A 12,385-nucleotide genomic window follows, 5' to 3' on the forward strand; every position below is an offset into this window, starting at 1 on the left:
GGGTCTCAGCCCTCCGCGGTCTCAATGATGGTGGAACGTGGCAGTCCGGCAATGGCGTCAGGGCCAACGAAAATCACGTCCAGCCCGCGCGGGTAATGCGCATGGTTGGCGACAAGCTGCTGCCACAAGCCCTTCGCGATGCCTTTGGGTGCGAAAGTCACGCTGCCCTTGATACCGGGGCCGGAAAGCGTCACCTCATCGCCGCCCTCAAGGCTCTCCACCGCGATCAGCACCGTGGCGGAGCGGTCGGGATAGTCAGCCGTGCCGATGGAAAACTGCGACAGCGGCGGCAGGACGTCTGGCGCAGATGCAACCACGAAATCGGCCTCCACCGGGTTCGTCACGCAGGGCGCGCCCGTCTGGAAGCGCACCCAGTCTGCAACGCCCCTGGCCCTGGAAAGCGCGGGATCGAAAAAGACGGCACTGTCCTGATCGGCGAGCGCGCACAGGATATCGGCCAGAAGCGGCGACAAAGGCTTTGGCGGACGCGTGCGCAAGGCAAGCGCCTTGGGTTGGCCCGGACGCGAAAGCGCATCAAGAATGACGCGGAACACGCTCTGGGCATCAAAGACAGGCTGCTTGAAGCCGCCGGAAAAGCTGTCGGCATTGGAGGTGAGGGTCATTCGTCCTCTCCGCGAACCATGGTGAAGAAGTTGACCCGGGTGGCCGCCGTTTCTTCCGCCGTCTTCCGGGTCTCGGCGGAAAGGCGCGCGCGCACACCGCGTAGCAGCCGGGCATCGACAGCCTCGGCCTCGCGCTGCCACAGGGCATCGAAGATCGCGGCGAGACGCGCCCTTTCCAGATCGCGGCCCATCACGCAGGAAAAGCCAACCTCGCCGGAGGAGAGCCGCACCGTGGCGCGCGCCACGGTCGCCTCGCCGAGATTGAACGGCGCGCCGCCGCCGCCGGTGCGCCCGCGCAGCATGATCATGCCCGCTTCCGGGCCGCGCAGGATTTCCGCCTCAGGCTTTTCCGGCCAGGCATCCAGCGCACCACGCATTTCATCGCGGCTGGCGCGGGCAATCACACCCATCACGTCCCGCCGCTCCACCTCGTGTTCCATCATCATGAGACCTTCCATCATTCCCGCCTTGAGGCCGCAGATGGGCCTCGCTCTGACCTGTCTCGATTCGCAAATCCGGCCTCCGCCTCGGACGTCACCCGAGCGACACCACGGGAAAACCCGGCTGGCAGCCAACACCTGAAACCTTGGCCTCGTGTCCCGCCGACCAGGGATCCGCGCCCTGCCCCCTCAGCCTTCAAACAGCTTCAGACGCAGGCTCCGTCCTTCCCCTTATTTGTCTATTTATCTATACAAGCATATCTTCAAGCACAAGTCGTATCGAAACTGCATGACGTGGCGATGACACAAACGATCCCGCCACCGGGGACATGACAGGGAGGAAGGCAGCAGCTATGTCGGGAAGACTGGATATCTCGGCGCGGTCCGTTCGGCGCTTTTGCGCGCACGTCGTCGGCTCTGCCGGGATCTGCTCGGACGGCATGGATCATGGCGCGGCAGAGATAACGGCGCGATGACGCCCAACACCAAGAACAGGCAGGCCAAAATGGCGAAGCCGGACATGCAGAAACAGGAAGCCCCCGTGCCCAGAACGCCGTTGGACGAAACAAGCGAGCTGACTTGTGACCTGACAGACCAGGCCTCACTCTCCATGGAGCGCAGCAAGGGCGTCGCGCTCTGGCGGCAGATCGCAGAACAGTTGAAGCGCGACATCCGCTCCGGCGTTTGGGGTCAGGGTGCGAAACTGCCGACCGAATCAGAGCTTTCCGAGCGATTCGGGGTCAACCGCCACACGATTCGCCGCGCGGTCGGCGAGCTCGCCAATGAGGGGATCGTCTCCTCCAGGCAGGGGCGCGGCACTTTCGTGGAAAGCGCGCCGATCAGCTATCCCATCGGCTCGCGCACCCGGTTTTCGGAGATCATTTCGCGGCAGGCCCGCGAACCTGGCGGACGGCTGATCTCGTCTTTTCGCGAGACCGCCGCCCCCTGGCTGACGGAGAAGCTGAAGCTTCCTGCAGGAGCAACCGTGCACCGGCTGGAGACATTGCATGTGGCAGACGGATTGCCGGTCTCCGTCTCCACCGCGTGGTTTCCCGCCGCGCGTTTTCCCGATCTCGTGATGCACTATGCGGAGACCGGCTCGGTGACCAAGGCGCTCGCCGCCCATGGGGTGAGCGACTATTCTCGCGCCCGGACAGACATTTCCGCGCGACTTGCGGAGCCGGACGAGGCCCGTCTTCTGCAAATCGCCCCGACGGCCCCGGTCCTTGTCACCGCTGTCCTCAACACCGACAAGGACGGCCAACCGATCCAGGTCGCGCGAACACGTTTTGCGGCGGAGCGAATCCAGTTGACGGTGGAAAGCTGACGCGGCCAGATCGGCATCGAGGTTCGCAGCAAGGCCGCCCCCGGTGCACTCGCAATCAGGCCGACTTCGCTGCAACCAGGCTGTAACACATGGGGATCTGCGCAGCCCGCCCCTGATAGAGGTCATATTGCGGCTCACGGTTGCTGTGGGGGTATTCCGTCAGCTCGCAGATCTGCAGCCCCGCCTTCGCACAGGCCGTCACGATGGCTCCCATGGTGTGCACGAACCAGTACCCGGTTTCGCCCTTGCCGTGATCCTGTCCGTCATAGGTGATGATCTCTTCGATCTCCTGAGGGCTGCTATCGAAATAGCTGTAGGCCGGCTCATACGGTGTGGCGCTGGCGGGGTCGAAGACCTCCAGAATCGGATGCGTCTCGTAAATGACAAGACGTCCCCCATCTGCCAACAGACCCGCCACGATCCGGAAGAAAGCGGGCAGGTCCGGCATCCAGTTCAGGACGCCGATCGTGATCAGGCCCATATCGAATGTGCCTAGCCCGGACGGGAGGTCATAAATATCGGCTTCGACCAGCTTCACATCGGCCCCGCAGGCCGAAGCCAATCGCGCCCCTTGCGAAAGAAACGCGGCTGACTGGTCAATCCCCAGTTTCGGCACGAGGCCCAAAGCCCGCAGAGACAAAAGCTCGCGCGCATTGTTGCAGCCAACCTGGAATGCAGTTCCCCCTGTGAGGTTCAGGGCACGAATTGTCTCGGTCAGATGGCTGTCCAGCACCGAAAACCCGGGTTCGCCGGCCTGTGCAAGAAGGGCATCCCATTGCGCGCCCTGCTCATGAAGCGGTGCGGAGACCTCCCAAACAGCGCGGTTTGCCGCCGTATAATCGGAGATTTTCTTCGTCATCGGCTCGGCTCCTTGAAGCGCACGCTAAGCCCCGCACACGTCTCTTCTCCACGCTTGATGACGTCGAGAGCGAGTTCGGTTTGCGGGTTAAACAAGGGGAATGCAGGGACCCAGACGGCACTTGAGATTTTGTGGCCAGGCGTGGCGGCCATTGCCGTGAAGGGCAATGGCGCGCCGGGGAGGATTCGAACCCCCGACCCCCAGATTCGTAGTCTGGTGCTCTATCCAGCTGAGCTACCGGCGCCTGCCGTGGGCTTATCGCCCGGGTCGTCGCGGATGGGAGACATCCGCTTTCCGTTCTCTGCGGCCCGTGTGGAACCGTCCCGAACAGGGCGCTACTCCTACTGCCTAAGTTCGAGGAATGCAAGGGCACAAAAACGGAAAAATCCACCTTGTGCAAACTCATCCACCGAACTGTGGAATTCCCCGTCCCCGACCATCGTTCAGTTGAGCGCCGGCCCGTCCGCCCGTTCCGCCGATTTCCCTTCATTTTGCCGCAGCGAACCGCTTGTCCCGCCTTGCGAGGCACGGGCGCGGGCGAGATCAAGCGGTCTGTCGGGCAGGGTGATACGGAACGACGCACCGACCGTGGCGTCCTCCAGAACGATCTCCCCGCCATGGGCGCGCACCAGTTCCGACGCAATCGCGAGTCCCAGTCCCGTCCCGCCCGGACGCGCGGAGGCGCGAAAGGCCTGAAAGAGATTCGGACGAACAGCGGCGGGAACCCCGGGGCCGGTATCGTTGATGCGGATGGTCACCACGGAGCCGTGCCGTTCGGCCTCCACCGCCAACCGCTTGACCACCGCCGGGTCGTCCTCGCCCTTCAGGGCCTGAACCGCATTGCGGCAGATATTCATCAACACGCGGAAAATCTGTTCCGGATCGGCATCGATCTCCATGTCCGCGTCGACGCGGTTTTCCCAGGTGATCGTATCGCTGTCCGACAGCCCCAGGACCTGCGCGACATCGTCAGCGATACGCGACAAGTGCACGAGGCGACGCGCAGGCGGGGCCTCCTGCGCTCGTCCGTAGGAAAGCACCGCACGGGTGTAGCCGACAGCACGATCGAGAGTGGAAACGATCTTGGGTGCGAGACGGGCCGCCAAGGGGTCCGGGCTCGTTTCCAAACGCTCAAGGAAGAGCTGCGCGGAGGCCAGAAGGTTTCGCAGATCATGGTTGATCTTCGAAACGGCAAGACCGAGATCGGCCAGCCTGCGCTGCTGGTGCAAGGTCTGGCCAAGCGTCGTCTGCATGGTCGCAAGGCGCTTTTCCGCATCACCGATTTCATCGGCGCGCCCCGACGGCTCAATGATGCGCGAGGCATCCTGTGGCGCCTCGCCGAAGCGGGCCATATTGGCCGAGAGCCGCTGCAAGGGACGCACGAAAAGCCAACGCAGGCTCACATAGACGAGGGAGGCGGTGACCATGGAGATGACCAGCGACAGGAGGAGAATGCGCCAGGAAAAGCCCAGCATCGCCGCGCGAAGTGGCGCCTCCGGCATGACGATCTCGATATTGCCGCTCATGCCCATTTCCGCCTTTCCGATGGCGCGGAGGGTGCGGTGCTCACCGTAAAGGAGCGTGTCGAAGGACTGCAGGATGGCGGTGGTTGCGTCCATCGTGTTCATGTCGACGAGTTCGTCGACCATGGGCGGCATGGCATTCATGGCGATTAGGCGACGGGCGGGCCCATCATTGAGCGCGATCGCAGATGCGCCGGTCGCCGCCAGAAGACGGGTCTGAAGTGCGGGCGAGATCACATCGGACTCCGCCAGAACCGCGGCGGCGACGGCTGCGGTGCGCAACCTGTCGGACAGCCAGTTATTTCGGAAATTGGCTATCGAGGGAACGAAGATCAGCACTTCGCTGAGCATGACGAAAATGACGGTCAGGATCAGGAGCTTTGCCGACAGGCCAAGCCTGCTCCGTGACGTGACCTCCCCCACATCATCGACAGATCGGCTGTTTTCACTCGTTTCCGGCATCACGGCTTTCAAGCGCATTTCAACTGCTATGGGGGAGCACCTTAGCCGAAGATGCGCAGGAAACGAACAAGTGCGCGAACCCACGGGCTCTCAAGAGAGCCGGAATAGTAGCCGATGGCGGCCCGTTTGCCGGTTTCCGACAGGGTCGGGTAAGGCAATGTCAGCCCCGCGATTGCGGAGACCTTCAGCCGTCGCGACACAGCAAGCGCCCACATGCCGATCAACTCGCCCGCGTTTTCGCCGACAATCGTCACGCCCAGAATACGGCCGCGCTTGTCGGTGAGTATCTTCACGAAGCCCTGAGCGATTCCCTCTGCCCGCGCCCGGTCGTTTTCCGCGAGTTCGGCACGCAGCACCTTCATGCCGTCGCCGTGCGCTTCGCGCGCTTCGGCTTCGCTCAGTCCGACATGGGCAAGCTCCGGATCGCAATAGGTGACACGCGGCACCAGATGCGGCCGATTGCGCACCGGCAGGCGAAACAGAATCGCCCTCACCACAAGCCCAGCATGATAATTGGCGGCATGGGTGAATTGCAGCCCGCCCGCCACGTCGCCAATGGCGTAGACGCGGCGGTTGGACGTCCTGAGATCGGGATCGACGCGAATGCCGCCGCGCTCGAAATCGACACCTGCCGCCTCAAGCCCCAGATCGGCAATGTTGGGACTGCGTCCGACCGCCACCAGAAGATGGGACCCGGTAATACGCTCCTGCGCTTCACCTTCGCGTTCGATGATGACGGTGCGAGCGCTCTCCTGCCCCTCGACCCGCACGACCTTCGCGCCCTCATGGACCGCCACACCCTCCGCGCGCAGGGCAGACAACACCAGCGCGGCGGCTTCCGGATCCTCGCGCGACAGGGCCTTGTTGGCTTCCAGAACGGTCACGCCCGCGCCCAGACGGCGATAGGCCTGAGCGAGTTCGATGCCGATGGGCCCACCCCCGACGATGATCAGGTGATCGGGACGTTGGGTGAGATCAAAGATCGTTTCGTTGGTGAGATAGCCAGTCTCGGCAAGGCCCGGAATGGGCGGGATAGCCGGCGAAGAGCCTGTCGCGATGACGAATCGTCTGGCCTTGATGCGGGTTCCATCCGCCTCCACGGTCTCCGAATCGACAAAACGAGCGTGCGATTGCAGAACGACGACACCGAGATCCTCGAAACGGCCCACCGAATCATGTGGCGCAATGGCGGCGATGACGGAGCGCAGATGCGCCTGCGTCCGAGCGAAATCCATGACCGGCTCCACCGACGCGACGCCAAGCCCCCTGTCGTTGCGCATGATGTGGGCCCGATGCGCTGCGGCGATGAGAGACTTGGAGGGGACGCAGCCGTAATTGAGGCAATCTCCGCCCATCAGCCCCTTTTCGATCAGCACCACTTCCACGCCGAAAGCCGCGGCGGCGGCGGCGACGCTCAAGCCGCCACTGCCGGCACCAATGACGCATATGTCCGGTGTCAGGATATTGCCGGTCATGCCTCGCCTCCCGCCTGTTTCCGCCGCCATTTCTTCAGCACGACCGGAATGAGCGCAGCCCCCCCAAGAGCCAGGAAAGCGACGATCATCTCCCCCGTGATCAACGCGGAAACCTCGATGGAACATGCCCCACGCGCGACACAGCCCGGATCCGCCTCTTCCTGTGCCTCGATCAGGCTGTCGAGGCCGGAGCCCAGGAACGCATAGGCGTAGGTTCCCGGCAGGATTCCGATGAAGGTGGCGAGCGTGTAGGTACGCAATGGCACCTCCACCAACGCGGGCACCACATTGACAAGCCAGAAGGGAAAGATCGGCGTCAGGCGCAGGAACAGGAGATAGTTGAACGCATCCTCACGCAGGCCCCGCGCCAGGCGCCGGGTGGCAGGTCCGGCGCGGCGTTTCAAGGCGCCGCCGAATGAGCTGGAGGCCACGAGAAACACGATCACCGCGCCCGAGGTGGCTGCAAAGGCGGTCATGGTCCCGGCCGAAAGCGCCCCGAAAAGCAATCCGCCCGCAAGGGTGAGCAGGGAAGCTCCTGGAAAGGACAACGCCACGCAGGCTACGTAGACCAAGCAAAAGACGGTCGCCGTCGCCCAGTAATGGGCATCGACCAGCTCATCCAGCTCGTCGCGGTGCCGAATGAGCTCGGTGAGGGTCAGGTATCTGTGCCAGCCCATGGCGTAGCCCAGAACCATGGCCGCGATCAAAAGCGCCAAAGGCAACCAGCGTCGCGCTCTCCCGGCGCGATCTCCCACGCCTGTCTGCGGCGCGTCTCCAGCCGGTTTCTCGCTCGCATCGGCCCTGAGGTTTCCCCGTTGGGGTCTTTGCATTGGGATTCCGTTCTCTGCGCGATTGCCGTTGCCCGGGCACCACACTCTGTCAGGATTCTTGTCATTGAGCTTGGCGTGCGTCCCGACATTTCGGCCGAGAGGTTGGCCTTGTCTGTTGAGGCCTATCTAATCTCTAGATACGGAAAACGCGCAGACTATTCTGTCTTCTCACCCGAAATTGATGACCTGAAACCGATACTTCAAGTCGCTGTGAGCCAGAATGGACGGCATATGGGAGCTGGGCAGACGGGCTTTGCCGACCCGAGGCGATGGCGACCTGCAGCATGGAGATCGGTGTATCGCGAGGATGATTGCGCCGAATGCGTTGACTTAGGCAAACGCCCCCCGTATAAGCGCGCTCCATCAGGACCTGTCGCCCGACCGGTCTCTTTCGGCTGTGGTTTTGCACCTGATGTGCCCATACCTGAAAAGACATGCGCTTGATTGAGCGCGGCGGGCGCAGCCTCAGCCGAACATCGATCGTCAGAAGTCTGTTTAAGTCAAGGGCCGCGTCCGGCGCGGTGGGAAATCATGAAGCGCACGTATCAGCCGAGCCGCCTTGTCCGCAAGCGTCGCCACGGGTTCCGTTCCCGCATGGCCACGAAGAATGGCCGTCAGGTCATCGCCCGTCGGCGCGCCAAGGGCCGCAAGCGCCTGTCCGCATAAGGTACGAATGAGGCGGATGGCACATGAGCACACCGCCCTTTTCCATACCTACGCTTAAAAAGCGCACCGAGTTTCTCGCTGTCGCCAAAGGCACGCGAGCGCCTCGGCGCGCTTTTGTGCTGCAAGCCCTGTGCGGACGTGAAAGCGGCAACTTGCCGCGTGTCGGCTACACCGTCACAAAAAAGACGGGCAATGCTGTAGAACGCAACCGCATAAAGCGCCGCCTGCGGGCCGCCATTCGGGCCGTAGCGCCCGAGGCTGCCCACGAGGCGTGCGACTATGTCCTGATCGGGCGCAAAGCAGCGCTCGACATATCCTTTTCGGACCTGAAAAAGGATCTGGCTGCGGGTTTTGCCCGCGTGCACCGGGACGCAACCGACGCCGTGCGCACGCGCAGCGGCAAGCCCAACACCGCGCCCAAGGCGAAACCAGAGTAACGGTGAGACCAGAGGCATGTTCGAGAACAAGAATTACGTCGTCGCGATCGTGCTCTCATTAGCGATCCTGCTCGGCTGGCAGTATTTTGTCGTCCAGCCAGGCTTGGAGGCGCGTCGCGAAGCACAGGTGGCCGCCCTCAAGGAAGAGGCCGCCAAGCAGGGCGTGACCGCGGTTCTGCCCGGTGAGACCCGCCCCTCTCCTGAAGCTGCTCCGGCCACGGCTCCGCAGGCGACCAGCGAAAAAGCCGTCGCGATGACGCGTGAAGAGGCCATCGCCGCCACGCCGCGGGTCGAGATTAAGACGGAGAGCCTGTCCGGCTCCGTCAATTTGCGCGGCGCGCGCATCGACGATCTTCACCTTTCCAATTATCGCGAGACGGTCGACGACAACAGCCCGACCATCACGCTCCTCTCGCCGTCTGGCTCAGAGCACCCCTATTACGCGGAATTCGACTGGACGACGGATCCGGGGGCCAACGTCACGGTTCCCGACGCCCAGACGGTCTGGACGCAGGAGAGCACCGGCCCGCTGAGCGAGACCAACCCGCTCGTTCTCAGCTGGGACAATGGCGAAGGCCTGACCTTCCGCCGCACGATTTCGGTCGACAAGGACTACATGTTCACCGTTACCCAGTCCGTGGCCAACGCCACCGACCAGGAGGTGAAGCTTTATCCTTACGGACTGATCTCGCGCCACGGCACGCCGGACACCAAGGGCTTCTATATTCTGCATGAGGGGCTGATCGGCGTCTTCGGCGACCAGGGCCTGAAAGAGGTCAAATACGCCGACCTCAAGGAAGAAAAGGCCGTGCGCGGCGATGCGACCAACAACGGTTGGCTTGGCATCACCGACAAGTACTGGGCGACGGCGCTCATTCCGGCAGATGCCAACACCCAGTTCCAGCCGCGCTTTTCCTACATTCCCAACGTTGACGGCTATCAGGCCGACTATCTCGGCAATGCGGTTTCCGTGCCCGCCGGTGGCCAATCGGAAGCCAAGGTCCGCTTGTTCGCAGGCGCCAAGGAAGTCAACGTCATCAACAAGTACGATGATGAGTACTCCATCCACAATTTCGATCTGATGATCGACTGGGGCTGGTTCTATTTCATCACCAAGCCGATGTTCTGGATGATCGATCTCTTCTACAAGATGGTCGGCAACTTCGGCATCGCCATCCTGCTGGCCACCGTGGTGGTTAAGCTCATCTTCTTCCCGCTCGCAAATAAGTCCTATGTTTCGATGAGCCGGATGAAGAAGGTCCAGCCGCAAATGGCTGAGATCCGCGAGCGTTACAAGGACGACAAGGCGCAGCAGCAGAAGGCCATGATGGAGCTGTACAAGACGGAGAAGATCAATCCACTTGCCGGCTGCCTTCCGATGATCATCCAGATCCCGGTGTTCTTCTCGCTCTACAAGGTGCTCTATGTAACCATCGAAATGCGGCACGCGCCGTTCTTTGGATGGATCCACGACCTGTCCGCGCCCGATCCGACTTCGGTGTTCACGCTGTTCGGGCTGGTGCCTTGGGATCACCCGGCCTTCATGTCGATCGGCATCTGGCCGTTGATCATGGGTGTCACCATGTTCCTCCAGATGAAGATGAACCCGACGCCGGCCGAGCCCGCGCAGCAGATGATCTTCAACTGGATGCCGGTGATGTTCACCTTCATGCTGGGTTCGTTCCCCGCCGGCCTCGTGATCTACTGGGCGTGGAACAACTCGCTGTCGATCCTTCAGCAATATGTCATCATGCGCCGTCAGGGCGTGAAGATGGAACTTTTCGACAACGTGCTTGGGACTTTCAAGCGCAAGAAGAGCGAAACATAACGGAGCGGATCGGCGTTTCCGCATCGCTTGAAATCACGGTTGCCGGCCAGATTGTTTCGATCTGGCCGGCAATTTTTATGGTATGCCTGCTGCCTGCCCGCTTAGGGTGAGACATTGCAAGAAACCGGACCAAACCGGCCCTGCGAGACCAGATGACAGATACACCGCCTCTTTCCGACATCGATCCCGCTGATGCAGAGGCCGCGGCCCTTGCCCGGCTCGAAGCAGGACGTTTGCTGTTTGCCCGCCCCTGGGACTTCGTGACCTCGGTTGCGCGCTACCAACAACTGAGCGCGCCGCAAGGCGTGGAGGTGGCCTTTGCGGGCCGCTCCAATGTGGGCAAGTCGAGCCTGATCAACGCGGTAACGGGCCGCAAGGGACTGGCACGCACCTCCAACACGCCGGGCCGCACACAGCTCCTCAACTTCTTCTCAACCCCCGATTTCGGCGGTGCCGAGCCGGTCACGATCGTCGACATGCCGGGCTACGGTTACGCGGAAGCCCCGAAAAAGACGGTGGATGCCTGGACCAACCTGATTTTCGATTACCTGCGCGGTCGTGTGAACCTGCGCCGGGTCTTCGTGCTGGTCGATTCTCGCCATGGCCTGAAGGGCAATGACCTGGCGGCGCTGAAGGCGCTGGACACGGCCGCTGTAACCTACCAGGTCGTGCTCACCAAGGCGGACAAGATCAAGCCTCCGGCCCTTGAGAAGCTGGTGCAGCAGACGCTTGCCGAAATCAGCCGCCGCCCTGCCGCCTTCCCGATCGTCATCACAACATCGAGCGAAAAGGGCGTCGGGATCGACGAGTTGCGCGCAACCATAGCCGAGATCGGCGGATTTTCTGCGCCGGCAGAGAGTTCGGAAAGCTAAGGCAGACTGTGGCCGGGTCGCGCGTCGTCACAATTTCCATGGGCACGGCGTTTACGCTCGGGACCGAATTGGTCTATAGACGCTCTTCAGAATTGGCCGAACCCGCACTGGATCGGGCATTACCGACGAGGCTCCCCCCGCTATGAGCAATCATTCCACGCCCGCGCTGACGCGCGCCACCATCATCTCCGAAGCCCTGCCCTACATGCAGCGCTATGACAACCGGACCGTGGTGGTGAAGTATGGCGGGCATGCTATGGGCGATGAAGAGCTTTCCAAGGCCTTTGCGCGCGACATCACGCTGCTGCGCCAATCCGGGGTTCATCCGGTTGTGGTGCATGGCGGCGGGCCGCAGATCGGTGACATGCTCAAGCGGCTCGGCATCGAGAGCGAGTTCCGCGGCGGGCTTCGTGTCACGGACAAGGCGACCGTCCAGATCGTGGAAATGGTTCTGGCCGGCGGCATCAACAAGGATATCGTCAACACCATCAATAACGAGGGCGGACGCGCCGTCGGGCTGTGCGGCAAGGATGGCCGCATGGTGGTGGTGGACCGGCTGACCCGCACGACGGTCGATCCCGATTCCAATATCGAGAAGATTGTCGATCTGGGCTTCGTGGGCGAACCGAAATCGGTCGACCCGACGGTGTTGAAACTGGTTCTCAAGGAAGACCTGATCCCGGTTGTCGCCCCCGTGGCGCCCGGCGTCGACGGAGAGACCTACAACGTCAACGCGGATACCTTCGCGGGCGCCATCGCCGGTTCTCTCAATGCCTCTCGCCTTATGTTCCTGACCGACGTGCCCGGTGTCCTCGACAAGGATGGCAATCTCTTGAAACGGCTGACGGTCGCCGAAGCGCGTTCGCTGATCCTCGACGGGACGATTTCCGGCGGCATGATCCCGAAGGTGGAGACCTGCATCGACGCGCTCGACCGGGGTGTGGAAGGGGTTGTGATCCTGAACGGCAAGGTGCCGCACGCGGTGCTGCTGGAGCTCTTCACCGAAGGTGGCGCGGGCACACTGATCACGCGCTGATGGCTCG

12 protein-coding genes and 1 tRNA gene are annotated in these 12,385 nt (G+C 62.3%); 6 read left to right on the forward strand and 7 right to left on the reverse strand.

Annotated elements, in window-relative coordinates; all coding sequences use genetic code 11:
- Positions 1 to 5: 5 nt before the first annotated feature.
- Both phnH and phnG read right to left on the reverse strand, forming a co-directional pair.
- Complete coding sequence (gene phnH / locus ABGM93_RS11370) at positions 6 to 623, reverse strand: phosphonate C-P lyase system protein PhnH (RefSeq protein WP_321499514.1); 618 nt, start codon at positions 621 to 623, stop codon at positions 6 to 8.
- A complete protein-coding gene (phnG, locus tag ABGM93_RS11375) occupies positions 620 to 1,069 on the reverse strand; it encodes a phosphonate C-P lyase system protein PhnG (protein ID WP_321499516.1) in 450 nt (149 codons plus the stop codon). The genes phnH and phnG overlap by 4 nt, the downstream gene beginning before the upstream one ends.
- A 466-nt stretch (positions 1,070 to 1,535) precedes the next feature.
- On the opposite strand from phnG, the gene phnF reads away from it, so the two are divergent.
- Positions 1,536 to 2,390: a phosphonate metabolism transcriptional regulator PhnF gene (gene phnF / locus ABGM93_RS11380; protein ID WP_321499518.1), complete on the forward strand. Its 855-nt coding sequence runs from the start codon at positions 1,536 to 1,538 to the stop codon at positions 2,388 to 2,390.
- Positions 2,391 to 2,445: 55 nt separating this feature from the next.
- Here the strand turns inward: phnF and ABGM93_RS11385 are convergent, their stop codons facing one another.
- The 5 genes from ABGM93_RS11385 to ABGM93_RS11405 all read right to left on the reverse strand — a co-directional run bounded on the left by ABGM93_RS11385 (position 2,446) and on the right by ABGM93_RS11405 (position 7,431).
- A complete protein-coding gene (locus ABGM93_RS11385; protein ID WP_321499521.1) occupies positions 2,446 to 3,249 on the reverse strand; it encodes a class I SAM-dependent methyltransferase in 804 nt (267 codons plus the stop codon).
- A gap of 167 nt (positions 3,250 to 3,416) precedes the next feature.
- A tRNA-Arg gene (locus tag ABGM93_RS11390) sits at positions 3,417 to 3,493 on the reverse strand.
- A gap of 199 nt (positions 3,494 to 3,692) precedes the next feature.
- Entirely contained in the window at positions 3,693 to 5,252 is a 1,560-nt protein-coding gene (locus ABGM93_RS11395) for a HAMP domain-containing sensor histidine kinase (protein WP_321499523.1), read from the reverse strand.
- 23 nt (positions 5,253 to 5,275) lie between these two features.
- Positions 5,276 to 6,709: an FAD-dependent oxidoreductase gene (locus ABGM93_RS11400; protein WP_321499525.1), complete on the reverse strand. Its 1,434-nt coding sequence runs from the start codon at positions 6,707 to 6,709 to the stop codon at positions 5,276 to 5,278.
- Positions 6,706 to 7,431, reverse strand: a complete 726-nt coding sequence (locus ABGM93_RS11405) for a TVP38/TMEM64 family protein (RefSeq protein WP_321499527.1) — start codon at positions 7,429 to 7,431, stop codon at positions 6,706 to 6,708. Before ABGM93_RS11405 ends, ABGM93_RS11400 begins: the two co-directional genes overlap by 4 nt.
- Before the next feature lie 639 nt (positions 7,432 to 8,070).
- Here ABGM93_RS11405 and rpmH point away from each other — a divergent pair.
- From rpmH to argB, 5 genes are all read left to right on the forward strand, one after another.
- Positions 8,071 to 8,205 (forward strand): 50S ribosomal protein L34, encoded by a 135-nt coding sequence (rpmH, locus tag ABGM93_RS11410; protein ID WP_293724006.1) that lies wholly within the window; start codon positions 8,071 to 8,073, stop codon positions 8,203 to 8,205.
- Between the two features lie 23 nt (positions 8,206 to 8,228).
- Positions 8,229 to 8,642: a ribonuclease P protein component gene (rnpA, locus tag ABGM93_RS11415; protein WP_321499530.1), complete on the forward strand. Its 414-nt coding sequence runs from the start codon at positions 8,229 to 8,231 to the stop codon at positions 8,640 to 8,642.
- Between the two features lie 16 nt (positions 8,643 to 8,658).
- Positions 8,659 to 10,470: a membrane protein insertase YidC gene (gene yidC / locus ABGM93_RS11420; RefSeq protein ID WP_321499532.1), complete on the forward strand. Its 1,812-nt coding sequence runs from the start codon at positions 8,659 to 8,661 to the stop codon at positions 10,468 to 10,470.
- A 152-nt stretch (positions 10,471 to 10,622) separates the two neighbouring features.
- A complete protein-coding gene (gene yihA, locus ABGM93_RS11425) occupies positions 10,623 to 11,342 on the forward strand; it encodes a ribosome biogenesis GTP-binding protein YihA/YsxC (RefSeq protein ID WP_321499534.1) in 720 nt (239 codons plus the stop codon).
- 142 nt (positions 11,343 to 11,484) lie between these two features.
- On the forward strand, positions 11,485 to 12,378 hold the full coding sequence (argB, locus tag ABGM93_RS11430; protein WP_319772689.1) for an acetylglutamate kinase: 894 nt from the start codon (positions 11,485 to 11,487) through the stop codon (positions 12,376 to 12,378).
- Positions 12,379 to 12,385: the final 7 nt, after the last annotated feature.

Origin of the sequence: Breoghania sp., from assembly GCF_963674635.1 — a bacterium.
GTDB lineage: Bacteria > Pseudomonadota > Alphaproteobacteria > Rhizobiales > Stappiaceae > Breoghania.

Coding starts and splice junctions, on each gene's coding strand:
- rnpA (WP_321499530.1), top strand. CDS start 8,229: ATGAGCACACCGCCCTTTTCCATACCTACGCTTAAAAAGCGCACCGAG.
- phnH (WP_321499514.1), bottom strand. CDS start 623: ATGACCCTCACCTCCAATGCCGACAGCTTTTCCGGCGGCTTCAAGCAG.
- phnF (WP_321499518.1), top strand. CDS start 1,536: ATGACGCCCAACACCAAGAACAGGCAGGCCAAAATGGCGAAGCCGGAC.
- ABGM93_RS11395 (WP_321499523.1), bottom strand. CDS start 5,252: ATGCGCTTGAAAGCCGTGATGCCGGAAACGAGTGAAAACAGCCGATCT.
- argB (WP_319772689.1), top strand. CDS start 11,485: ATGAGCAATCATTCCACGCCCGCGCTGACGCGCGCCACCATCATCTCC.
- yihA (WP_321499534.1), top strand. CDS start 10,623: ATGACAGATACACCGCCTCTTTCCGACATCGATCCCGCTGATGCAGAG.
- ABGM93_RS11400 (WP_321499525.1), bottom strand. CDS start 6,709: ATGACCGGCAATATCCTGACACCGGACATATGCGTCATTGGTGCCGGC.
- ABGM93_RS11385 (WP_321499521.1), bottom strand. CDS start 3,249: ATGACGAAGAAAATCTCCGATTATACGGCGGCAAACCGCGCTGTTTGG.
- phnG (WP_321499516.1), bottom strand. CDS start 1,069: ATGATGATGGAACACGAGGTGGAGCGGCGGGACGTGATGGGTGTGATT.
- yidC (WP_321499532.1), top strand. CDS start 8,659: ATGTTCGAGAACAAGAATTACGTCGTCGCGATCGTGCTCTCATTAGCG.
- rpmH (WP_293724006.1), top strand. CDS start 8,071: ATGAAGCGCACGTATCAGCCGAGCCGCCTTGTCCGCAAGCGTCGCCAC.